The organism is Pseudomonas sp. LBUM1641 (assembly GCF_059716235.1).
In genome coordinates this window covers 98,549-120,767 of sequence record NZ_CP166815.1, presented here as the reverse complement: position 1 = coordinate 120,767, position 22,219 = coordinate 98,549, and the positions used below count along the sequence as shown (strand labels likewise).

Here is a 22,219-nt window from a genome sequence, read left to right as displayed (position 1 = left end):
ATGATCTGAAGCAGCTCGCTATCGAAACCTACATAACTCTTTGTTTACCAAGGAGTTTTCCGTTTCGACTGCGCCGGAAGTGGGGCGAATTATAGACTTCCAGAATCTGCCGTCAACCCTTAATTTAGGATTTCTATCAAATAGGCACTTCTGACTAAAATTCGACCAATCCCCTCTTATATAGAGAGCCTAAACAGCCCTCTATATAGAAGAGAGTCTTCAGATAACTCCAGCGTCCCTAAGTGCCGACACACTCGCCGGCGTCAAACCCAGCACTTGCTGTAGCACCTGATGGGTATGCTCACCCAATAGGGGTGGTGCACTACGGTATTCAACGGGCGTCTTGGACAGGCGCATAGGGCTGGCCACCTGGGGCACCATTCCCGCCAGCGCATGAGGCAACTCCATTGCTAAGCCGCGCGCCTTCACCTGCGGATCGGCAAACACCTGCGCCAAATCATTGATCGGCCCGCAAGGCACGCCCACCCGCTCCAGCTGAGCGACCCATTCAGCAGTTGTCTTGAATACAGTCGCCTGGCGAATCAACGGGATCAGCGTCGCCCTATTGGCCACTCGCAGCTTATTAGTGGCAAACCGAGGATCATCTGCCCACTGCGGTTGCCCGGCCACCTCTGCAAACTTGCGGAACTGCCCGTCGTTACCCACTGTAAGGATGAAGTCGCCATCTGCCGTAGGAAAATCCTGATACGGCACGATATTCGGATGAGCGTTACCCAGACGCTTGGGAGGGACACCCGTCGTCAGGTAGTTCATCGCCTGATTGGCCAGACAAGCTACCTGTACATCCAGCAGCGCCATATCGATATGCTGACCGCCGCCGTCATGGTCTCGATGAGCCATGGCAGCCAGAATCGCAACCGTCGAATAGAGCCCCGTAAGGATATCCGTCAGCGCTACACCCACCTTGACCGGCCCGGCGCCGTCTTCACCCTCCGGGCGGCCAGTCAGACTCATCAGCCCGCCAAGCCCCTGAATCATGAAGTCGTAGCCCGCCCGCGTCGCATAAGGGCCCGTCTGGCCAAACCCGGTAATCGAGCAGTAGATCAACTCCGGATTGATCTCCTTGAGCGACTCATAGTCCAGCCCATAAGCCGCCAAGCCCCCCACTTTGAAGTTCTCGATCAGAATGTCGGACTTCGCCGCCAGGTCACGCACCAGCTTCTGACCCTCCGGCCGCGTGAAGTCGATGGTCACTGATTCCTTGTTGCGATTGGCCGACAGGTAATACGCCGCCTCAGTGGTGTTCTCCCCATAGGCATCCTTGAGGAAAGGCGGCCCCCAGGCACGAGTGTCGTCGCCGCTGCCGGGCCGCTCGACCTTGATCACCTCAGCGCCCAGGTCCGCAAGTATCTGCCCGGCCCAAGGGCCCGCCAGCACTCGCGACAAATCCAGTACCCGCAGGTGCGATAGCGCGCCCATGGTCGTTCTCCTATTAATAGAACGCCTGAATGCCGGTTTGCGCGCGCCCCAGGATCAACGCATGCACGTCGTGGGTACCCTCATAGGTATTCACCACCTCAAGGTTGACCAGGTGGCGGGCAATACCGAACTCATCGGAGATGCCGTTACCACCGAGCATGTCCCGCGCCATCCGGGCAATGTCGAGGGACTTGCCACACGAGTTGCGCTTCATGATGGAGGTGATTTCCACAGCCGCAGTGCCTTCATCCTTCATACGGCCCAACCGCAGGCAACCTTGCAGGGCGAGGGTGATCTCAGTCTGCATGTCTGCCAGCTTCTTCTGGATCAACTGGGTAGCTGCCAATGGTCGCCCGAACTGCTGACGATCAAGGGTGTACTGGCGCGCGGTATGCCAGCAGAACTCCGCAGCACCCAACGCGCCCCACGAGATCCCGTAGCGCGCCGAGTTAAGGCAAGTGAACGGTCCTTTCAAGCCGCGCACATCCGGGAAGATGTTTTCTTCAGGCACAAACACGTTGTCCATGACGATCTCACCGGTGATCGACGCGCGCAGCCCGACCTTGCCGTGAATCGCTGGAGCACTCAGGCCTTTCCAACCCTTTTCCAGGACGAAGCCACGGATGTCGCCAGCATCGTCCTTACCCCACACCACGAACACATCGGCAATCGGGCTGTTGGTGATCCACATCTTGCTGCCGGTGAGGCTGTAGCCGCCATCCACCTTACGCGCACGAGTAATCATCGCGCCCGGGTCGGAACCATGGTTAGGCTCGGTCAGACCAAAGCAGCCAATCCATTCGCCAGAGGCCAGCTTTGGCAGGTATTTCTGCTTTTGCGCTTCGGTGCCGAACTCATTGATAGGCACCATCACCAACGAGGACTGCACACTCATCATCGAACGGTAGCCGGAGTCCACGCGCTCGACCTCACGTGCGATCAGGCCATAGCTGACGTAGTTCAAGCCGCTGCCACCGTACTGCTCTGGAATCATCGCCCCCAGCAGGCCGGTCTCACCCATCTCGCGGAAGATCGCAGGGTCCGTCTTTTCATGGCGGAAGGCTTCGAGCACACGCGGCGCCAGCTTGTCCTGGGCGAACTGCTCGGCACTGTCGCGCACCATGCGTTCTTCTTCGGTGAGCTGTGAATCCAGCAGCAGTGGATCGATCCAGTTGAAGCTTGCCTTACCGCCCATGAGTGAGTCCTCGCGAAGTAAATCAAAAGTCGTGCATGGAGCCTAGGCCGGGCAGGCGAAGAGGGCAAACGAGGTTTTTGCATAGCCTTGTGCTAATTTCTCACTCCGTAACATCCATAAGCGCTATAGATGCTCTTTACTTGTGAGGCTACGGTACATGCGCAGAAAGATTCCCAGCACGACAGCCCTGGTCAGTTTTGAAGCAGCAGCCCGCCACGAGAGCTTTACCAAGGCTGCGCAGGAGCTTTCAATCACCCAAGGCGCAATCTGCCGACAGATCGCCAGCCTCGAGGAATTTTTGAGTGTCGAGCTGTTTCGACGCTCGCGCCGAGGTGTAAAACTGACAGAAGCCGGGCTTTCCTACAGCCGCCGGGTGGCTACACAGCTGGACGCGGTCGAGCGCGACACCTTGTCGGTCATGGGCCAGCAGGGCACCAACGTTATCGAACTGGCGGTGGTCCCGACCTTCGGCACCCAATGGCTGATCCCGCGCCTCAAGGACTTCCAGCGCCAACACCCCGAAGTCACCGTCAACCTCACCAACCGCACACGGCCTTTCCTGTTCGCCGATACCGAATTTGATGCCGCGATCTACTTTGGCGATGCCGACTGGTCCGGTACCGAATCCCACAAACTGATGGGAGAAAACCCACTCCCGGTGTGCAGCCCTCGCTTGCTGGGCGAGCGCACGCACTTCACCGCGCAGGAAATCGCCGAACTGCCTCTTCTGCAGCAAACCACACGACCCTACGCCTGGCGCCAGTGGTTCAACGCGCAACAGCTGGACATACCCCGCGACATGACAGGGCCGCGTTACGAGCTATTCTCCATGTTGTCCCAGGCAGCCATGCACGACATGGGCGTCGCACTGATCCCGCCGTTCCTTATTCAGGGGGAATTGAAGGAAGGGCACTTGGTGGTCGCCAGCCCTCAGGTATTGGCGAGCGCGAAGGCTTACTACCTGATGATTCCCGAGAGAAAAGTCGAATCTGCTTCTCTCCACGCATTCAGAGACTGGCTGATTGATCAGTCACAACGCTATAACCCCAATATCTAAAGGGTAAAATCAATAAGCTGATCCTGTAGTCAAAAAATACAAATACCTACATATGTATATATATGTCGCAATTTAGAAGACCGTAACTTTCATCCCAAAACAAGGCTTAAAGCCATGTTTATATTGGCCTGTAGCCATAAATTCCCGGCGATACACAGCCATTCACATCGGCGATGGAAAAAAGCGCTGAGATCAGCTAAAACCCTTTAACTGTATGTATTTGAAAGGTTTATAACCAAGCGTTGCGACAATCAGTCACAGGGTGACTTGTAGTTAATTTTTCGTCACCCGTCATAATCTCTTGAAGGCCGTAAAGTTCGCCTGCAAAATGCCGCGCCCCGCTGTGTTTCAGCGGGATCGTGCTGATCGGCCGCCCAGATGTGCCTCTTGCGGTGCACTGGCCTTTTTACAAAATCAAAGCAAAAAGATCATGCAGGAGATTTGACGTGCACATTGGTGTTCCTCTCGAAACCCAGACCGGTGAAACGCGGGTGGCTGCCACCCCGGAAACCATCAAGAAGCTGATCGGCCAGGGCCACAAGGTCACTGTGCAAAGCGGGGCAGGCGTCAATGCCAGTGTCGTCGACAGTGCCTATGAAGCTGCAGGCGCAACCATTGGCAGCGCCAGTGATGCATTCGGCGCCGAGTTGATCCTCAAGGTGGTCGCCCCCAATGACAGCGAACTGACGCTGATCAACCGTGGCGCCGTGCTGGTGGGCATGCTCAATCCGTTCAGCAACGAAACCATCACCCGGCTGGCCGAGCATGGCGTCACGGCCTTTGCCCTTGAGGCCGCGCCGCGTACCTCCCGCGCGCAGAGCCTGGATGTGCTGTCTTCCCAAGCCAACATCGCCGGCTACAAGGCCGTGTTGCTTGCCGCTCATCACTACCCTCGCTTCATGCCAATGCTGATGACTGCCGCCGGCACAGTGAAAGCCGCCCGCGTGCTGATTCTCGGCGCAGGCGTAGCAGGGCTGCAGGCGATCGCTACCGCGAAGCGTCTGGGTGCGGTCATCGAAGCGTCCGACGTGCGTCCGGCCGTAAAGGAACAGATCGAATCCCTGGGCGCCAAGTTCGTCGACGTGCCCTACGAAACCGATGAAGAGCGTGAGTGCGCCGTCGGTGTTGGCGGCTACGCGCGCCCGATGCCAACAAGCTGGATGCAGCGCCAGGCCCTGGCCGTGCATGAGCGCGCCAAGCAAGCCGACATCGTCATCACCACCGCACTGATCCCGGGCCGCAAGGCACCGACCCTGCTCAGCGCCGAGACCGTCGCACAGATGAAGCCAGGCTCGGTGGTCATCGACCTCGCCGCAGCCCAAGGCGGCAACTGCCCGCTGACCGTGGCAGACCAGGTGGTCGTGGAAAACGGCGTGACCATCTGCGGCCCGACCAACCTGGCAGGCGCCGTCGCAGCCGACGCCTCGGCGCTGTACGCACGCAACCTGCTGGACTTCCTGAAGCTGGTCTTCACCAAGGAAGGGCAGTTTGAAATCAACCTCGAAGACGACATCGTCGCCGCGTGCCTGATGTGCCGCGACGGCCAAGTCATCCGCAAAAACGCCTAAGCAGGGATTCAGACGATGGAAGAGCTTATCTCCCCCGGTATCTACAACCTGATCATCTTCGTGCTGGCGATTTATGTCGGTTATCACGTGGTCTGGAACGTCACCCCGGCCTTGCATACCCCGCTGATGGCCGTGACCAACGCGATTTCGGCAATCGTGATCGTTGGCGCCATGCTGGCTGCCGCGCTCACCGTGACGCCGCTGGGCAAGACCATGGGCACCCTGGCTGTGGCCCTCGCAGCGGTCAATGTATTCGGTGGCTTCCTGGTTACCCGCAGGATGCTTGAGATGTTCAAGAAGAAAGCCCCGAAAGTAAAAGAAGAGGCGCCGAAGTAATGAGCATGAATCTGGTTACGACGCTCTACCTGGTCGCGTCGATCTGCTTTATCCAGGCCCTCAAGGGCTTGTCACACCCAACCACTTCGCGGCGCGGCAACCTGTTCGGCATGCTCGGCATGGCACTGGCGGTGCTCACGACTGTGGGCCTCATCTATAAGCTCGGCGCCGAGCTGGCAACGGCTGGCATCGGCTACGTCATCGTCGGCCTGCTGGTCGGCGGCACCGCGGGCTCGATCATGGCCAAGCGCGTGGAAATGACCAAGATGCCGGAGCTGGTGGCGTTCATGCACAGCATGATCGGCCTGGCTGCGGTGTTTATTGCCATCGCCGCAGTCGTGGAGCCGCAATCCCTGGGCATCGTGAAACACCTGGGGGATTCGATTCCCGCAGGCAACCGCCTGGAGTTGTTCCTCGGCGCAGCCATCGGTGCAATTACCTTCTCCGGCTCGGTCATCGCCTTCGGCAAGCTGTCGGGCAAGTACAAGTTCCGCCTGTTCCAGGGCGCACCGGTACAGTTCAGCGGCCAGCACAAGCTGAACCTGGTGCTGGGACTGTTGACGCTGGGCCTGGGCCTGGCCTTCATGTTCACCGGCAACCTCGGCGCGTTCGCATTGATGCTGGCCCTGGCGTTCGTGCTAGGCGTGCTGATCATCATCCCGATTGGCGGCGCCGACATGCCGGTGGTCGTCTCGATGCTCAACAGTTACTCCGGCTGGGCAGCAGCGGGTATCGGATTCTCGCTGAACAACTCGATGCTGATCATCGCCGGCTCGCTGGTCGGTTCAAGCGGCGCGATCCTCTCGTACATCATGTGCAAGGCGATGAACCGCTCCTTCTTTAATGTGCTGCTCGGCGGTTTCGGCAATACGGCAGACGCCGCTGGCCCGGCCGGCTCGAAAGAAGCGCGCCCGGTGAAGTCCGGTTCGGCTGACGATGCGACCTTCCTGCTGACCAACGCCGACACCGTGATCATCGTCCCGGGCTACGGCCTGGCGGTAGCACGGGCGCAACATGCGCTGAAAGAGCTGACCGAGAAGCTGACTCACCGCGGCGTGACCGTGAAGTACGCGATCCACCCGGTTGCCGGTCGCATGCCTGGCCACATGAACGTGCTCCTGGCCGAGGCAGAAGTGCCTTACGATCAGGTGTTCGAGATGGAAGACATCAATTCCGAGTTCGGCCAGGCCGACGTGGTGCTGGTACTTGGCGCCAACGACGTGGTCAACCCGGCCGCCAAGAACGATCCCAAATCGCCCATTGCGGGCATGCCGATCCTCGAAGCGTTCAAGGCCAAGACCATCATCGTCAACAAGCGCTCTATGGCCAGCGGCTATGCCGGCCTGGACAACGAACTGTTCTACCTGGACAAGACCATGATGGTCTTCGGCGACGCCAAGAAGGTCATCGAAGACATGGTCAAGGCCGTCGAATAAACACTGCGCCAGCGCAATACCCAAAACCCTGGCCTTTAGTAGGCTGGGGTTTTTTATTACCGATAGAAAACCGACAAAAGGCTCTAAATCGCTGCCTGGCATTCGACCATGGTAGCGGGACGAAACTTTTTGAAATCACTAGACTGCGCATCTTGCTTCCGTAGCCCGAGATAACAATCCATGTACCGTGATCGTATCCGCTTGCCTTCGTTGTTGAACAAGGTCATGAGCGCGGCTGACGCTGCCGCACTGATCCAGGACGGCATGACCGTCGGCATGAGCGGCTTCACCCGCGCCGGTGAAGCCAAGGCCGTGCCGCACGCCTTGGCCGAACGCGCCAAGACATCACCGCTGAAAATCACTCTGATGACCGGCGCCAGCCTGGGCAACGACCTGGACAAGCAACTGACCGAAGCCGGCGTACTGTCGCGACGCATGCCATTCCAGGTGGACAGCACGCTGCGCAAGGCGATCAACGCCGGCGAAGTGATGTTTATCGACCAGCATCTGTCCGAAACCGTCGAGCAACTGCGCAACAATCAGCTCAAGTTGCCAGACATTGCGGTGATCGAGGCCGTGGCGATCACCGAGCAAGGCCACATTGTTCCGACCACTTCTGTGGGTAACTCTGCCAGTTTTGCGATTTTCGCCAAGCAGGTGATCGTCGAGATCAACATGGCGCACAACCCGAACCTGGAAGGTCTGCACGACATCTATATCCCGAGCTATCGCCCGACCCGTACGCCAATTCCGTTGGTGGCCGTGGACGACCGTATTGGCAGCACCGCGATCCCGATCCCGCCGGAGAAGATCGTCGCCATCGTCATCACTAACCAATCGGACTCGGCCTCCACCGTAACGCCGCCCGACACCGACACTCAGTCGATCGCCAATCACCTGATCAACTTCCTTAAAGAAGAAGTGGACGCCGGGCGCATGACCAACAAGCTCGGTCCGCTGCAGGCCGGCATCGGCAACATCGCCAACGCGGTGATGTGTGGCTTGATCGAGTCGCCGTTCGAAGACCTGACGATGTATTCGGAAGTTCTGCAGGACTCCACGTTCGACCTGATCGACGCCGGCAAACTCAGCTTCGCCTCCGGTAGCTCGATCACGTTGTCGGAGCGTCGCAACGCCGACGTGTTCGGCAACCTGGAACGCTATAAAGAGAAGCTGGTGCTGCGGCCTCAGGAAATCTCCAACCACCCGGAAGTGGTGCGGCGCCTGGGCATCATTGGTATCAACACCGCACTGGAGTTCGACATCTACGGCAACGTCAACTCCACCCACGTCTGCGGCACGCGGATGATGAACGGGATTGGCGGCTCGGGCGACTTTGCGCGTAACGCGCACTTGGCAATCTTTGTCACCAAGTCGATCGCCAAGGCTGGCGCGATTTCCAGCGTGGTGCCAATGGTCAGCCATGTGGATCATACCGAGCATGACGTCGACATCCTCGTGACCGAGGTCGGCCTGGCAGATCTGCGGGGCCTGGCGCCGCGGGAGCGGGCTCGGGTCATCATCGACAACTGCGTGCACCCGGCGTACCGCGATGCCCTGAACACGTACTTCACCCAAGCCTGTGCTTTAGGCGGTCACACCCCGCATATCCTGCGAGAAGCCCTGAGTTGGCACATCAACCTGGAAGAAACCGGGCATATGCTGAAGGCGTGATTGATACAGATTCGGACTGATGCAAACACAGTTTCATCAGTCCGGGCTTCCAAACCCAATTTTTATAAAAAACTGTACTGCTGTACCGGTCATTTCCTACCGAAAAATCCTACCCGCACCTCCAAAACCACCTAAAACGCACCATTAAAGTGCTCATAGGTACAGTTGCCCCAAATTCGTACAGTACAGCCTCTATAAACAGTTAACTGGCCCCTCACAATACAGGTGAACTGTATCTAGAGAGTCTTGCGCCGGAGGAGGATCATTGGCATCAGTTAAACCACTACCTAATCCCGCCACAAGCGGAAGGATGTCATCATGGAACGTACACTCAGTTCCGATCTGTTCTTCGAAGAAAAAGCTGTAAACACCCAGGCTTCCCTGCCTCTGCGCGTTCTCGCCAACCTGATGTTGTGGCAGCGCCGCATCTCCAGCCGCCATCAACTGGCTCGCCTGGATTCGCGTCTGCTGGCTGACGCCGGTATCAGCGAAGCACAACGCTACGAAGAGCTGAGCAAGCCGTTCTGGCGCTAATTAGCGTCCGCTGGCCCTGACCCACCGGGTCCACCGCCAGCACTCCGAATTGATAAAGCAAAACCCGCCCCGGGTAACCGAAGGCGGGTTTTGTGGTTTCTGGGGTTTGGATTTTTCAAGGGCTAAAACAGAAGGCTTTCATTTGGACAGGTACAGTTTAAAAAACATAACAATTAAGCAGTACAATTAAGCCTTGGTGTATCTGTACCGGTAATACCTTCCGGCCCAACATGGTGTTCCAGAACTCCATGAAAGGCGCTCGTCATGACTACCCAAATTCAGCAACGCTCTCTGTTGATACGGCTACTCAAGCGCACGACCGCAGCGCTCGCCCGCTGGGGGCAACGTACCCGCACGCGCAGGCTGCTGGCTCAACTGGATCCGCGGGAATTGTCTGACGCGGGAATCAGTCACGGGGACCGAGCATCTGAGCTGTCCAAATCGTTCTGGAGCGAGTAATCCGCTCGGGTGGCTATCCGAACGGATAAACGGCGGCTTAATATCCGGTTACCACGTGGCGAACCCTGTAGAACGGGCGTCTGATGCCCATGGTCCCGCTGCTCACTTAGCGGCTTTGTGCCACCTTTATTCGTTCATCCACAGGAGTCACCCCATGTCCCGTCTTCGCCTGCTGAGCACTGCAGCACTGCTGTCCCTGGCTGCCAATGCCAACGCCTCCAGCCTGATCGTGACCACGGACTCGATCGTCGGCGCACTGAAAGCCACCTCAGATGCGACCTCCGACGCTACATCCTCCCTGCGTGACAACAAAGTCGTACGTGCCGCCCGCGACGACGCCGCCAGCTTTGTGGCCAGCGAAGGTGCCATCCGTGGTGTGAAACTGGAAAGCGCCCTGGCCCAGATCCGCCAACAGGCCCCACAACTGAACATCGCGACTGATGCTCAACTGGCCCAGGCGATCCTGGCCATCTGACCGCAGGCGAGGAAGAGGGGAGCCCAAACGCTCCCTGAAACCTCCGCGCTGGCTCTCGCACGGGCATTACGCTAGCCTTGGCGCTCGCTTTCAGTTGTCGAGTCCCATGGCTTTTTCATACCGCCTGTTGATCGTTCCCGTAATGTTTTGCGCCTGCTGGTCCACGCAAGTTCTGGCCTTTGACCTATCCACCCAGAGCCTCGTTGTCAGTGCGTACGCCACCAGCAAAGTGACCTCCGCACCGTTCGACCATAAACTGATACTGGCCGCCCAGGATGACGCTGCCGCTTTCATTGCCACTGACGGCCAATGGCGGGGAGCCCGACTGGAATCAGCGCTGGATTATCTACGCCAAACCCAGCCAAAACTTAACGCCAGTGACCTTGAACTGGCGCAAGCAATTCTCGTCCAATAATCATCTTTGTATTTCGGAGTCTTTCCATGCGTAGCCCGCTGATCGCCGCCGCTCTCGGCCTGCTGTTGTTGGCCGGTGTTGCCCAGGCACAAACCCTGAAGGCCACCAGTAACATCATCGTCCGCGCCTCGGCCCGCACCATTGATTTTACCTCGGACACCACCACGTCCATCCGCGACTCGAAAGTCGTACGCGAAGCCCATGACGATGCCGCCAGCTTCGTCGCCAGCAATGGTGAGATTCGCGGCGCTCAACTGGAAGCCGCCTTCGACACCCTGCGAACCCGCGTGCCGGAAGCCCGCGACGCCAGCGACCAGGTCCTCGCCGAAGCTATCCTCTCTCTGTGAGGCGCATTGCCGCCTGGCTAATGGCCGGCACCTTGCTGCTGGGCGCCAGCGCGGCTCAGGCCGACCTGCAACTACGGCTCAAGACCGATGGCTTGAGCCCGGCCCAACAGCAGGCCAGCCAGGCATTGCTGGATGAAGCGATGCAGGCGTTGCCGCCGCGTTTCATCCAGCAACTGGACCGGACCATCGACGTCGGCTGGACCGACAAGATGCCCGAGAACGCCTACGGCCAGGCCTCGTTGGTGTCCGAACTGGACCTCAACAGCAACCTGCTGGTCAGCCTCACCGACGGCAGCGCTGCAACCCAAAAAACCAATCGCCCCCACGGTACCGTACGCCGGGAAATGCTCGCCACCGTGCTGCATGAACTGACCCACATTTACGACCGCGCCCGCCTGTGGTCCAGCGCCGACCGCAAGCTGATCCAGCGTTGCAGTCGCCAGAACAACATCACTGGCCTGATCGGCCTGCCCGATCAATGCCGTGGCCAGAACGACCGCCGCTTTACCCTCAGCGATGACCCGCGCCTGTTGGACCTCGCCGGGTGGCCGCAATACGTCGGTCGCCGCGGCGAACGTGAACAGAACAACCACCAGGTCGCCCGCAGCCCGGACATCTACGAAACCACCAGCCCGCTGGAGTTCGTCGCGGTCAACATGGAGTACTTCCTCCTCGACCCGAGCTACGCCTGCCGCCGGCCTTCGCTGTACCGCTATTACAAGGAACACTTTGGCTGGGCGCCGCCGACCAAGGACACCTGCGCCAAAACCTACGCCTTCCTAAACGCCGGCAACGACTTCGCCAAGACGCCACTGGGCCAGGTCGATCCCGAGCGGGTCTATGAAATCGACTACCTGCTGGCCGAAGCCAACCAGAACCTGGTAAGCCGCTGGGGCCACAGCATGTTGCGCCTGGTGATCTGTGCCCCAGGCCGGCCACGCGGCCCGGACTGCCGACTGGACCTGGACCAGCACTTGGTTCTGTCTTACCGCGCGTTTGTCGGGGACGTACAGCTTTCAAGCTGGTACGGACTGATCGGCAAGTACCCGTCGCGGCTGTTCGTGCTGCCGCTGTCCCAGGTCATCGACGAGTACACCAAGACCGAACTGCGTGGCCTGGCCTCGGTGCCCCTGAAACTCACGCGCCAGGAGATCAACGACACCGTTGAACACGCCGCCGAAATGCACTGGAGCTATGACGGCAACTACTTCTTCATCTCCAACAACTGCGCAGTCGAAAGCCTGAAACTGCTACGCAGCGGCAGCGCCAACCCGCAACTGACCGGCCTGGACAACATCACGCCGAATGGCCTGCTGGAAGTCCTCAAGGGCCGGGGCCTGGCCGATACCAGCGTGCTGGATGACAAAAAGCGCGCGCCGCGCCTCGGCTATCACTTCGATTCCTTCCGCGAGCGTTACCAGGCGATGTTCGAGGTGCTGAAAAAGCGCCTGCCGATCAAACAGGCCGAGGTGGAAGATTGGTTGTCCCTGAGCGCGGAGGAACGTCGCCCATGGTTCGCCGAGGCGGACCTGCGCGCCAGCGCGGCCTTGCTGTTGCTGGAGCAGGCGAGCTTTCGCAAGCAGCTCATGCTGGCCCAGGATGAAGTCAAACAACGCTACCTCGGCGCCCGCGAGCTGAAAAACGGCGGCATGGAGAAAGCCAACGCCACCTTGCAGCAGATCCTCGCCAACAGCGGCTTCCTCAGTCGCCCGGCAGAGCTGCTGGGCACCAGCGGTTATGGCTTGCCACAGCCCACGGAATCCCAGCGCCTGGAATCGGAAAGCGCCGCGCGCCAGAAGCAATTGCAGTCGCTGACGGGCGATCTGGACAAAGAGGTGAGGGCGCTGCTGGAGCCGTCCCGCGCCGCAGAGATTGCCGCGTGTGAAGCCAACCTCAAGCTGCTGGGCGAACACTTGCGCGCCTTGCACAAGGCCTCCGGCGGATTCGAGCTGCCCTAGAGCGCCTCTTCATCCTCTTCCGGCAACTGCTCATCCAGATGCAACCACGGCAATCGGCTCTCTACCCAAATATGCCGATCTGCCGGGGCTCGCTCCGGGTGATCCAGGGTAGCGATGGTCACATCGATACTCTCGGGGCTCAGGCGGGTCACCAATGCCAGGTGCGCCCCACAGTTCGAACAGAAATACCGCACACACGTCGATGACGATTCGTACTGCGCCGGCGTTCCCGCCACCCAGGCAAATGCGGAACGGGGCAGGGTGATCCAGGTGGTCACCAACCCTCCACTGACCCTCCGGCAAGTCGAACAGTGGCAGTGGGCAATGTCCACCATCGCCCCGCTGAACTCATAGCGCACCCGGCCGCAGTGGCAGCCGCCTTGGTGTTGCTCATGCATGCTTTGTCTCCCATATCCTCATTTTATATAGGACCAGTCGTCACTCAACGTAGCCTGTTTCTTAAGCGAAAGCTGGCTGAAAGCTTCCGGGACTAGGATCGCCCACCACTACCGGCAACAGACCGGTTATTAACAACAACAATGGTGATTCCCGATGTCCGCTCGTACCCGCCTGTTTGCCCCAACTCCACCCGTACGCCTCGTGCTGTTCGTTCTGCGCTGACCCCAACCGGTTCGCCATTCCCTAGCCGCGCTACGCCTGGAGTATTCCTATGCTGACTTTCCTTGGCTTTGCCATGGTCATCACGTTCATGTTCCTGATCATGACCAAGCGCCTGTCCGCGCTGATTGCCCTGATCATCGTGCCGATCCTGTTCGCGCTGTTCGGCGGCTTTGCGCCGAAGATCGGCCCGATGATGCTCGAAGGCATCACCAAGCTCGCGCCGACCGGCGTGATGCTGATGTTCGCCATTCTCTACTTTGCCCTGATGATCGACTCCGGCCTGTTCGACCCGGCCGTGCGCAAGATCCTCAAGCTGGTCAAAGGCGACCCGTTGAAGGTCTCGGTCGGCACCGCCGTACTGGCGTTGGTGGTCTCGCTGGACGGTGACGGCGCCACCACCTACATGATCTGCGTGGCCGCCATGCTGCCGCTGTACAAGCGCATCGGCATGAGCCCGCGGATCATGGCCGGCCTGATCATCCTCGCCGGCGGCGTGATGAACATGACCCCGTGGGGCGGCCCGACTGCCCGTGCGGCCAGTGCGCTGCATGTAGACCCGTCGGACATTTTCGTGCCGATGATCCCGGCGATGCTGGCGGGCGTGGTTGCGATCCTGGTGATTGCCTACATGTACGGCAAACGCGAACGTGCGCGCCTCGGCGAACTGCACCTGCACGGCGACGAGATCGACCACAGCGAAATCAGCGTTTCACAGTACCCGGATGCACGCCGTCCGAAGCTGATCTGGTTCAACGGCGCGCTCACCCTGGCCCTGATGTGCACCCTGATCGCCGGCCTACTGCCGCTGCCCGTGCTGTTCATGGTGGCCTTCAGTATCGCGATGATCGTCAACTACCCATGCCTGCAAATGCAGAAAGACCGCGTCGCCGCCCACGCCGGCAGCGTACTGGCGGTGGTCGGGTTGATCTTCGCCGCCGGTATCTTCACCGGTATTCTGTCCGGTACCGGCATGGTCGACGCCATGTCCAAGAGCCTGCTCGCAGTCATCCCTGACGCCCTCGGCCCTTACCTGGCGGTGATCACGGCGCTGGTGAGCATGCCGTTTACGTTCTTCATGTCCAACGATGCCTTCTACTACGGCGTACTGCCGGTACTGGCCGAAGCCGCCAGCCATTACGGCATCACTGCCGTGGAGATGGCCCGCGCCTCGATCGTTGGCCAACCCGTGCACTTGTTGAGCCCACTGGTTCCATCGACCTACTTGTTGGTGGCGCTGGCGGGTATCGAATTCGGCGATCACCAGCGCTTCACCCTCAAGTGGGCGGTGCTGGTGTGCCTGTGCATAATGGTCGCAGCGTTGCTGATGGGGATTTTTCCGCTGTTCAGCACTCTGTAATCGTACAACTCACCGCGCCGGATCTTAAGGCTGGCGCGGTCCAAACTCGTTCAAAGGACTACACATGGAATGGCTGACCAATCCAGAAATCTGGATTGCCTTCTTCACCCTGACTGCCCTCGAAATCGTCTTGGGCATCGATAACATCATCATGATTTCGATCCTGGTCAGCCGCATGCCCAAGCACATGCAGGCCCGCACCCGGATCTTCGGCCTGGCCCTGGCCATGGTCACGCGAATCCTGTTGCTGCTGTCGATTACGTGGGTGATGCGCCTCACCGACGACCTGTTCATGGTGTTCGGCCAAGGCATTTCCGGCCGCGACCTGATCCTGTTCTTTGGTGGCCTGTTCCTGCTCTGGAAAAGCTCCCAGGAGATGTTCCACGCGCTGGAAGGCGAAGACGAAACCCACGACGAACCGAAAGGTGCCGGTGGCCAGTTCATCTACACCATCATCCAGATCGCGATCATCGACATCGTGTTCTCGCTGGACTCGGTGATTACCGCCGTTGGTATGGTTTCCCACGTACCGGTGATGGTGGCCGCGATCATCGTCGCGGTACTGGTGATGATGATGGCCGCTGGCACCATCAGCGATTTCATCGACAAACACCCGTCGTTGAAAATGCTGGCGCTGTCGTTCCTGCTGGTGGTGGGTACCGTGCTGATCGCCGAGGCCTTCGACGTACACGTGCCAAAAGGCTACGTTTACTTCGCCATGGCGTTCTCCCTGGCGGTAGAAGCGGTGAACATCAAGATGCGCACTGCCATCAACAAAAAGAAGAAACAGCAGGACCCTGTGAAACTGCGCAAGGACATTCCGGGTCAATAACCTGGAACTCCTGTAGGAGCGAGCTTGCTCGCGAAGATCGCCAACGATAACGCGCGCAGTCTGATTGAACGCGTTGTCCTTGAGTGCTTCGCGAGCAAGCTCGCTCCTGCAAAGCCCCTTTTTTTCATCTGCAAAAAGCTGATTTCATGACAGTTTTGTTTCAATCCCGACTTTAGCTATGCGATGCTGGCGCAGAGCCCATTCGCCAACTACAGCTTAAGTACAAGACGTAGAAAGGCACGCGGCACTATTCACTTGCTCCGATTGGGGCACGACTCAACACAGGGGGCCCAGCATGCTGACCCTGCTCAATCTGCTTTCCGCGGTAACCCTGCTGATCTGGGGCACGCACATCGTCCGTACCGGGATCCTGCGGGTTTACGGTTCCAACCTGCGCCAGGTCATCGGGCAGAACATGTCCAAGCGTTGGCTGGCGTTTATCGCCGGCATCCTGGTAACGGCCATGGTGCAAAGCAGCAACGCCACGGCGATGCTGGTGACCTCGTTTGTCGGCCAGGGCTTGATGGGCCTGATGCCCGCCTTGGCGACCATGCTCGGTGCCGACGTCGGTACCGCGCTGATGGCCCGGGTGCTGACCTTTGACTTGTCGTGGCTGTCGCCGCTGTTGATTTTTCTCGGGGTGATTTTCTTCCTGTCGCGCAAACAGACGCGTGCCGGGCAGATGGGCCGCGTCGGAATCGGCCTCGGGCTGATCATCCTCGCACTGCAACTGATCGTCGAAGCTGCGGGCCCGATTACTCACGCGCAGGGCGTTAAAGTCCTGTTCGCCTCACTGACCGGCGACATCTTGCTCGATGCCCTGGTCGGCGCACTGTTCGCGATGATTTCCTACTCCAGCCTGGCCGCCGTCCTGCTGACCGCGACCCTGGCCGGTGCCGGCGTGATCGGCCTGCACGTGGCCATCGGCCTGGTGATCGGCGCCAACATCGGCAGCGGCGTGCTGGCCTTCCTCAGTACCAGCATGCAGAACGCCGCCGGTCGCCAGGTGGCCCTGGGCAGCCTGCTGTACAAGCTGATCGGCTTGCTGCTGATCATCCCGGTACTCGACCCGCTGGTCGGCTGGATGGACACCCTGGACTACAGCGCCCAAGGCATGGTGATCACCTTTCACCTGCTCTATAACGTCACTCGCTGCCTGATCCTGCTGCCCACCATTGGCCCGATGTCCCGCTTGTGCGCCTGGTTGCTGCCGGAGCGCGAGGAGGTCAACGGCTTGGCCAAGCCACGCCACCTGGACCTGGCAGCACTCGCCACCCCAAGCCTTGCACTGGCCAACGCCGCCCGCGAAACCCTGCGCCTGGGCGACCTGATCGACAACATGCTGACCTCAATGCTGGAAGTGCTGCGGGGCAAGCAGACCGCCATCACCCAGGAAATGCGCAGCCTGAGCGACGATGTCGAGGCGCTCTACAGCGCGATCAAACTCTACCTCGCTCAAATGCCCCGGGAAGACCTCAGCGAGCAAGACAGCCGGCGCTGGGCCGAGATCATCGAGTTGTCGATCAACCTGAAACTGGCCGGCGACCTGATCGAACGCATGCTGCGCAAGGTCCAGCAGCAAAAGACCTCCCAGCGCCGCTCGTTCTCCGAAGTCGGCCTGGAGGAGTTGGCCGGCCTGCAATCTCAGTTGATCGCCAACCTGCGCCTGGGCCTGTCGGTGTTCCTCAGCGCCGACCCGGAAAGCGCCCGGCAATTGCTGCGGGAGAAACGTCGTTTTCGCGCCCAGGAGCGTCGCCTGGCCCACGCCCACGTCAGCCGCTTGCAACGTAAAATCGTACAGAGCCTGGAGACCAGTTCCCTGCACCTGGAGCTGATTGCCGACATGAAGCGTCTCAACTCGCTGTTCTGCAGCAGCGCTTATGTGGTGCTGGAAACCGCCGACACCGGCGCGCTCTCGGCGGACGATATTGCCGACATCACCCATTCGCCCTGAACGTACGACGGCGAGTGAAGTCAGTTAACAACGGACCTCATTCGCCAGGAAGCCTGTTATGCGTCGCCTGCTATTCGCCTGCCTGCTCATCGGCTCGGCACACACCTTTGCCTTTGACCGCCTGCAAGTCGAGGGCTACACGCTGCCCAACGGCCTGCAATTGCTGCTCAAACCGGGCACTGAGCGCGGCCACGTAGCCATTCGCCTGGTGGTGGGCGTGGGCCTGGATGACTTCAATTGCGAAGACAAGGAGCTGCCGCACCTGCTGGAACACCTGCTGTTCAGCGGTATCGACGGCGGTGGCGAAGGTGAGCTGGAAGAACGCATGCAAGCCCTCGACGGCGACTGGAACGCCTACACCAGCAACTCCGACACCACCTTCGTCATCGAGGCCCCGGCGCAAAACCAGCGCAAGGTGCTCGACCTGCTGCTGGCCATCGTCACCCGCACCGAACTGACCGACGCCAACATCAACGCCGCCAAACAAGTGGTGGAACGCGAAGACGGCGGCCATTACTCACACCTGCAACGCCTGCTGGATCGCCAGGACCTCGGCCACAAGGCCAGCAGCCAGCTTGCCGTGGAGCTGGGCCTCAAATGCGCCGAGCGGGCCGAAGTTGAGCACCTGACCCGCGACCAGTTGGAAAAGCTGCGCAAGGCCTGGTACGCCCCCAACAACATGACCCTGATCATCGTCGGCGACCTCGACAAGCTGTTGCCGGCCTACCTCGAACGCACCTACGGCGCGCTTGACCCGGTTGACCCCAGCGAACATCGCCCACTGCCGGAGATTCAACACGCCGCCGCCATCCGCCGCGATCTGATCCACGGCTGGGTCGGTGACAACGCCAAGCTGCACTGGTTATTCCCCGAGCCGGTGCTGGACGATCAGTACGATGAAACCTTCGACCTGCTCAAGGACTACCTGGACTGGGCACTGTATCGCCAGCTGCGGCTGCAGCATGGTTTGTCCTACGGCCCATGGAGCGAGCGCGAAGTGCTGGGCGGCGTCGGCTTCATGAGCCTCAACGCCGACGTTGAGCGCGACGACCTGCCCGAAGCGGAGCAAGTGCTGGAAACCCTCAAGGCCCAACTGCTGCAGGACGGCCTCGACCCCGCCACCTTTGCCCGCCTGCAACAAGCCGCCATCGCGCGCCAGGCCTGGGCCGTTCAAGGCAACAGCGCGTTGGCCGACTATTACTGGAGTGCCTCGGGCGACTACGCCAAAGGGCGCTTCAGTGACCCGTCCAAGCGCATCAAGGCCGTCAGCCTGGCGCAAGCCAACCAGGCGATGCGCGAGCTGTTCAAGCAGAACGGCTACTGGCGCATCGAGAAACCGTTGTTCAGCTACGACACCCTCAACTGGATCGCCGCCGGTGCGCTGGGGCTGATTGCGATTGTGTTGCTCGGCGTGTGGCGTTATCGCAAAGGGATTGCGTAATGAGGCCCCGAGAAAACGGCTAAAACGTTATTCTGTCTGGGATCTCCCCTACAAAGACTGTGAACTGCCGAATGCCTATCCTGACCCACTACATCCAGCGCATCCTCGAGCTGATGAAGCGCTACCCAGGGGTGATTGCACTCGGCGGCTTCATCTCGGGTGTGGGCAGCTTCATCCTGGTGGATCGCCAGCAAGGCATGGCCAGCTGGATCGCGGTCATCATGCTGGTGAGTTGGTTATGGCTGATGCTCGAAAACAGCCTCACCCAGCTGTTCAGCAAAGTCTTCAAACGGGAAATTCCCGAACCGCTGCTACGCTACGCCACGCAGATGATCCACCAGGAAAGCCTGTTTTTTGTCCTGCCGTTCTTTTTTGTCACCACCACCTGGAACAGCGGCCAGTCGATTTTTACCGGCCTGCTGGGCGCGGCGGCGCTGGTCTCGATCATCGACCCGCTGTACTACAAGTGGCTGGCGCCCAAACGCTCGCTGTTTCTGGCACTGCATACCCTGACCCTGTTCGCAGCCCTGCTGACCGCGCTGCCGATCATCCTGCACCTGACCACCGCCGAGAGTTACAAACTGGCCCTCGGTGTGGCTATGGCGCTATCTATCCCGAGCCTGGCCGTCAGCCTGCCGCTGCGCAGCATCAAAGGCTGGGCGATGCTGCTGGGGGTTACCGCGGCAATTGGTTGCGCAGGCTGGTTCCTGCGCAGTTGGGTGCCGCCCGCCACGCTGTGGATGACCGAAGTGGCCATCAGCACTCAATTGCAGGACCGCACGCCCGGCGATGACCTGAAAGAAGTCAGCGCCGCCCAACTGCGCAGCAGCGGGTTGTATGCCTACACCGCGATCAACGCGCCGCGCGGGCTGGATGAGCGGATCTACCATGTGTGGAAATTCAACGGCAAAGAAGTCGACCGTATCGCCCTGGATATCCATGGCGGGCGCAAGGAAGGTTATCGGGCCTGGACCCACAAGCAGAACTTCCCACCCGACTCGGTGGGACGCTGGCAGGTGCGGGTGCTGACCGAAGATGGTCAGGTGATCGGCGTGTTGCGCTTCAAGGTGACTGACCCCGGTCAGGGCGCTACAACGCCGGACGCGCCAAAGTAGGCAGGATCGTGCTATTACGTAGGAATTCTGGAATAGCCAAACAAGCTCGGAGCTTATGACCAGTAGCACAACGGCCGGTGCAGCCCATCTGGACACGTCCACCCAACCTCCACAACTGAGGATTACGGGGGATTGGACGCTTGCCCACTATGCCAACCTGAAGAAGCTGTCGGAAAAGCTCGATGGCCAGTACGACGCCGGCGCGCGCATCGACCTTAACGGCCTCGGCGCCCTGGACACGGCCGGCGCCTCGCTGCTGGTGGAATTGCTCGGGCCCGAGCGCATCGAACAATCCGCCGAACAGACCGACTGCAGCCTCTCGACCGCCGACCGTGCACTGCTGAAAACCGTCTACCGCTCCCTGAACGACTTCTGTGTACCGGTCAAGGAAGCGGAAGAAGCCGCTGGCATCATGTTGCTGGCGCGCATCGGCAGCGCGGTGTACACCGTCTGGCAAGACGGCCTGAAGTTGCTGGGCTTTATCGGCCTGATCCTCGAAACCTTCGCCCGTGGCGTGTTCCGGCCCAAGCGTTGGCGCGTGACGCCAATGGTCGCGCATATCGAACAGACCGGCCTCGACGCCGCGCCCATTGTGGCCTTGCTGACCTTTTTGGTGGGCGCGGTGGTCGCGTTTCTCGGCGCCACGGTGCTGGCCAGTTTTGGCGCGAGCATTTTTACCGTGGACTTGGTGGCATTCTCGTTCCTGCGGGAATTCGGCGTGTTGCTCACCGCAATCCTGATGGCCGGCCGCACCGCGAGTGCCTTCACCGCGCAAATCGGCTCGATGAAGGCCAACGAAGAAATCGACGCTATTCGCACCCTGGGCCTCGACCCGATGGAGTTGCTGGTGCTGCCCCGCGTGCTGGCATTGCTGGTGGCGCTGCCGATGCTGACGTTCCTGGCGATGATCTCGGGGATTATCGGGGGTGGTGTGGTGTGCGCAGTGGCCCTGGATATTTCACCGGCGATGTTCCTCTCGCTGCTGCAATCGGACATCGGCGTACAGCACTTTATCGTCGGCATGATCAAGGCGCCGATCTTCGCCTTCTTGATTGCTGCCATCGGCTGCCTGGAAGGCTTCAAGGTCAGCGGCAGCGCCGAGTCCGTCGGCGCCCACACCACCTCCAGCGTGGTGCAATCGATTTTCGTGGTGATCGTGCTGGATGCGGTCGCCGCGCTGTTCTTCATGGAGATGGGCTGGTGAGTCGTTTACGCCGTGCGCCCACCGAGGCGGTGATCGAAGTCCGTGGGCTGTGCAACCGCTTTGGCCCGCAAAGCGTGCACGAGAACCTCGACCTGGATTTGTACAAGGGCGAAATCCTCGCCGTAGTCGGTGGCTCCGGCAGCGGCAAGTCGGTGCTGCTGCGCAGCATCATTGGCCTGCGCCAGCCCAGCGAAGGGCAAGTGCGGGTGTTCGGGCAGAACTTGCCGAGCCTCTCGGAGCACGAGCGCTCGATGGTCGAACGGCGCTTCGGTGTGCTGTTCCAGAAGGGCGCGCTGTTTTCCTCGCTGACGGTGACCGAAAACGTCGCCTTGCCGCTGATCGAACATGCCGGCCTCAGCCGTCCCGATGCCGAACACCTGGCGGCGGTAAAGCTGGCGTTGGCCGGGCTGCCGCTGTCGGCCGCCGACAAATATCCATCGTCACTCTCCGGCGGCATGATCAAGCGTGCGGCCCTGGCCCGTGCCCTGGCGCTGGACCCGGACATTCTGTTTCTCGACGAACCCACCGCCGGCCTTGACCCGATCGGCGCCGCCGCCTTCGACCAATTGATCCTGACCCTGCGCGATGCGTTGGGCCTGAGCGTGTTCCTGGTCACCCACGACCTCGACACGCTGTACACCATCACCGACCGCGTGGCGGTGCTGGCGCAGAAAAAGGTACTGGTGGCGGATGCCATCGATGTCGTCTCGGAAACCGACGACGCCTGGATTCACGAATACTTCCATGGCCCACGGGGCCGCGCGGCATTGGATGCCGCTCAACTGCTCAACGAGGTATGAC

Annotated in this window: 21 protein-coding genes; 18 read left to right on the top strand and 3 right to left on the bottom strand. The window is 60.1% G+C overall.

Translation table 11 applies throughout. The features are described 5' to 3' along the window. Positions 1–219: 219 nt before the first annotated feature. Both ACA046_RS00590 and ACA046_RS00585 read right to left on the bottom strand, forming a co-directional pair. Complete coding sequence (locus tag ACA046_RS00590; RefSeq protein ID WP_497675688.1) at positions 220–1,440, bottom strand: CaiB/BaiF CoA transferase family protein; 1,221 nt, start codon at positions 1,438–1,440, stop codon at positions 220–222. Positions 1,441–1,453: 13 nt separating this feature from the next. Further along, on the bottom strand, positions 1,454–2,635 hold the full coding sequence (locus ACA046_RS00585; protein ID WP_010168706.1) for an acyl-CoA dehydrogenase: 1,182 nt from the start codon (positions 2,633–2,635) through the stop codon (positions 1,454–1,456). 157 nt (positions 2,636–2,792) lie between these two features. Here ACA046_RS00585 and ACA046_RS00580 point away from each other — a divergent pair, with 157 nt between their 5' ends. The 11 genes from ACA046_RS00580 (at position 2,793) to ACA046_RS00530 (ending at position 12,894) form a co-directional block, all read left to right on the top strand. Then, the gene (locus tag ACA046_RS00580; RefSeq protein WP_459025082.1) at positions 2,793–3,692 is read left to right on the top strand and encodes a LysR family transcriptional regulator; all 900 of its coding nucleotides are present in this window, start codon (positions 2,793–2,795) and stop codon (positions 3,690–3,692) included. A gap of 446 nt (positions 3,693–4,138) precedes the next feature. Then, entirely contained in the window at positions 4,139–5,260 is a 1,122-nt protein-coding gene (locus ACA046_RS00575; RefSeq protein ID WP_497675687.1) for a Re/Si-specific NAD(P)(+) transhydrogenase subunit alpha, read from the top strand. Between the two features lie 15 nt (positions 5,261–5,275). Further along, entirely contained in the window at positions 5,276–5,596 is a 321-nt protein-coding gene (locus ACA046_RS00570; protein ID WP_003187417.1) for an NAD(P) transhydrogenase subunit alpha part 2, read from the top strand. Then, a complete protein-coding gene (locus ACA046_RS00565) occupies positions 5,596–7,032 on the top strand; it encodes an NAD(P)(+) transhydrogenase (Re/Si-specific) subunit beta (protein WP_497675686.1) in 1,437 nt (478 codons plus the stop codon). Before ACA046_RS00570 ends, ACA046_RS00565 begins: the two co-directional genes overlap by 1 nt. Before the next feature lie 180 nt (positions 7,033–7,212). Further along, a complete protein-coding gene (gene scpC / locus ACA046_RS00560; protein ID WP_459025076.1) occupies positions 7,213–8,706 on the top strand; it encodes a succinyl-CoA:acetate CoA-transferase ScpC in 1,494 nt (497 codons plus the stop codon). 318 nt (positions 8,707–9,024) lie between these two features. Continuing rightward, on the top strand, positions 9,025–9,240 hold the full coding sequence (locus ACA046_RS00555; protein ID WP_003214752.1) for a DUF1127 domain-containing protein: 216 nt from the start codon (positions 9,025–9,027) through the stop codon (positions 9,238–9,240). A 264-nt stretch (positions 9,241–9,504) separates the two neighbouring features. Next, positions 9,505–9,699 (top strand): DUF1127 domain-containing protein, encoded by a 195-nt coding sequence (locus tag ACA046_RS00550; protein WP_497675685.1) that lies wholly within the window; start codon positions 9,505–9,507, stop codon positions 9,697–9,699. A gap of 154 nt (positions 9,700–9,853) precedes the next feature. After that, positions 9,854–10,174, top strand: a complete 321-nt coding sequence (locus ACA046_RS00545) for a DUF2388 domain-containing protein (protein ID WP_076013345.1) — start codon at positions 9,854–9,856, stop codon at positions 10,172–10,174. Between the two features lie 106 nt (positions 10,175–10,280). After that, entirely contained in the window at positions 10,281–10,589 is a 309-nt protein-coding gene (locus ACA046_RS00540) for a DUF2388 domain-containing protein (protein ID WP_258343044.1), read from the top strand. A 26-nt stretch (positions 10,590–10,615) separates the two neighbouring features. Then, positions 10,616–10,936 carry a DUF2388 domain-containing protein gene (locus tag ACA046_RS00535; protein WP_003214760.1) on the top strand — a complete coding sequence of 107 codons (321 nt, stop codon included), beginning with the start codon at positions 10,616–10,618 and terminating at the stop codon, positions 10,934–10,936. Beyond that, on the top strand, positions 10,933–12,894 hold the full coding sequence (locus tag ACA046_RS00530; protein WP_497675684.1) for a DUF7844 domain-containing protein: 1,962 nt from the start codon (positions 10,933–10,935) through the stop codon (positions 12,892–12,894). The genes ACA046_RS00535 and ACA046_RS00530 overlap by 4 nt, the downstream gene beginning before the upstream one ends. On the opposite strand, the gene ACA046_RS00525 is transcribed toward ACA046_RS00530, so the two are convergent. Then, positions 12,891–13,292 (bottom strand): GFA family protein, encoded by a 402-nt coding sequence (locus ACA046_RS00525; RefSeq protein WP_497675683.1) that lies wholly within the window; start codon positions 13,290–13,292, stop codon positions 12,891–12,893. The two genes, ACA046_RS00530 and ACA046_RS00525, sit on opposite strands and share 4 nt — an antisense overlap. A gap of 272 nt (positions 13,293–13,564) precedes the next feature. Here ACA046_RS00525 and ACA046_RS00520 point away from each other — a divergent pair, with 272 nt between their 5' ends. The 7 genes from ACA046_RS00520 to ACA046_RS00490 all read left to right on the top strand — a co-directional run bounded on the left by ACA046_RS00520 (position 13,565) and on the right by ACA046_RS00490 (position 22,218). Then, the gene (locus ACA046_RS00520; RefSeq protein ID WP_076013340.1) at positions 13,565–14,872 is read left to right on the top strand and encodes a CitMHS family transporter; all 1,308 of its coding nucleotides are present in this window, start codon (positions 13,565–13,567) and stop codon (positions 14,870–14,872) included. Between the two features lie 64 nt (positions 14,873–14,936). Further along, complete coding sequence (locus ACA046_RS00515) at positions 14,937–15,704, top strand: TerC family protein (protein WP_459025065.1); 768 nt, start codon at positions 14,937–14,939, stop codon at positions 15,702–15,704. A 295-nt stretch (positions 15,705–15,999) separates the two neighbouring features. Beyond that, positions 16,000–17,658: a Na/Pi cotransporter family protein gene (locus tag ACA046_RS00510; RefSeq protein WP_459025063.1), complete on the top strand. Its 1,659-nt coding sequence runs from the start codon at positions 16,000–16,002 to the stop codon at positions 17,656–17,658. Between the two features lie 58 nt (positions 17,659–17,716). Continuing rightward, positions 17,717–19,099, top strand: coding sequence for a M16 family metallopeptidase (locus ACA046_RS00505; RefSeq protein WP_497675682.1), 1,383 nt, complete (start codon positions 17,717–17,719; stop codon positions 19,097–19,099). A 71-nt stretch (positions 19,100–19,170) separates the two neighbouring features. After that, positions 19,171–20,214 carry a DUF5924 family protein gene (locus ACA046_RS00500; protein ID WP_459025059.1) on the top strand — a complete coding sequence of 348 codons (1,044 nt, stop codon included), beginning with the start codon at positions 19,171–19,173 and terminating at the stop codon, positions 20,212–20,214. A 55-nt stretch (positions 20,215–20,269) separates the two neighbouring features. Further along, positions 20,270–21,418, top strand: a complete 1,149-nt coding sequence (locus ACA046_RS00495; RefSeq protein ID WP_497675681.1) for an ABC transporter permease — start codon at positions 20,270–20,272, stop codon at positions 21,416–21,418. Then, entirely contained in the window at positions 21,415–22,218 is an 804-nt protein-coding gene (locus ACA046_RS00490; RefSeq protein WP_010168669.1) for an ABC transporter ATP-binding protein, read from the top strand. The genes ACA046_RS00495 and ACA046_RS00490 overlap by 4 nt, the downstream gene beginning before the upstream one ends. The last annotated feature ends 1 nt before the right edge of the window (position 22,219 follow it).

Bases quoted from the DNA above. Each gene is read 5' to 3' on its own strand.
- ACA046_RS00590 (WP_497675688.1), bottom strand. From the start codon at position 1,440: ATGGGCGCGCTATCGCACCTGCGGGTACTGGATTTGTCGCGAGTGCTG.
- ACA046_RS00585 (WP_010168706.1), bottom strand. From the start codon at position 2,635: ATGGGCGGTAAGGCAAGCTTCAACTGGATCGATCCACTGCTGCTGGAT.
- ACA046_RS00580 (WP_459025082.1), top strand. From the start codon at position 2,793: ATGCGCAGAAAGATTCCCAGCACGACAGCCCTGGTCAGTTTTGAAGCA.
- ACA046_RS00570 (WP_003187417.1), top strand. From the start codon at position 5,276: ATGGAAGAGCTTATCTCCCCCGGTATCTACAACCTGATCATCTTCGTG.
- ACA046_RS00565 (WP_497675686.1), top strand. From the start codon at position 5,596: ATGAGCATGAATCTGGTTACGACGCTCTACCTGGTCGCGTCGATCTGC.
- scpC (WP_459025076.1), top strand. From the start codon at position 7,213: ATGTACCGTGATCGTATCCGCTTGCCTTCGTTGTTGAACAAGGTCATG.
- ACA046_RS00555 (WP_003214752.1), top strand. From the start codon at position 9,025: ATGGAACGTACACTCAGTTCCGATCTGTTCTTCGAAGAAAAAGCTGTA.
- ACA046_RS00550 (WP_497675685.1), top strand. From the start codon at position 9,505: ATGACTACCCAAATTCAGCAACGCTCTCTGTTGATACGGCTACTCAAG.
- ACA046_RS00545 (WP_076013345.1), top strand. From the start codon at position 9,854: ATGTCCCGTCTTCGCCTGCTGAGCACTGCAGCACTGCTGTCCCTGGCT.
- ACA046_RS00540 (WP_258343044.1), top strand. From the start codon at position 10,281: ATGGCTTTTTCATACCGCCTGTTGATCGTTCCCGTAATGTTTTGCGCC.
- ACA046_RS00535 (WP_003214760.1), top strand. From the start codon at position 10,616: ATGCGTAGCCCGCTGATCGCCGCCGCTCTCGGCCTGCTGTTGTTGGCC.
- ACA046_RS00525 (WP_497675683.1), bottom strand. From the start codon at position 13,292: ATGCATGAGCAACACCAAGGCGGCTGCCACTGCGGCCGGGTGCGCTAT.
- ACA046_RS00520 (WP_076013340.1), top strand. From the start codon at position 13,565: ATGCTGACTTTCCTTGGCTTTGCCATGGTCATCACGTTCATGTTCCTG.
- ACA046_RS00515 (WP_459025065.1), top strand. From the start codon at position 14,937: ATGGAATGGCTGACCAATCCAGAAATCTGGATTGCCTTCTTCACCCTG.
- ACA046_RS00510 (WP_459025063.1), top strand. From the start codon at position 16,000: ATGCTGACCCTGCTCAATCTGCTTTCCGCGGTAACCCTGCTGATCTGG.
- ACA046_RS00505 (WP_497675682.1), top strand. From the start codon at position 17,717: ATGCGTCGCCTGCTATTCGCCTGCCTGCTCATCGGCTCGGCACACACC.
- ACA046_RS00500 (WP_459025059.1), top strand. From the start codon at position 19,171: ATGCCTATCCTGACCCACTACATCCAGCGCATCCTCGAGCTGATGAAG.
- ACA046_RS00495 (WP_497675681.1), top strand. From the start codon at position 20,270: ATGACCAGTAGCACAACGGCCGGTGCAGCCCATCTGGACACGTCCACC.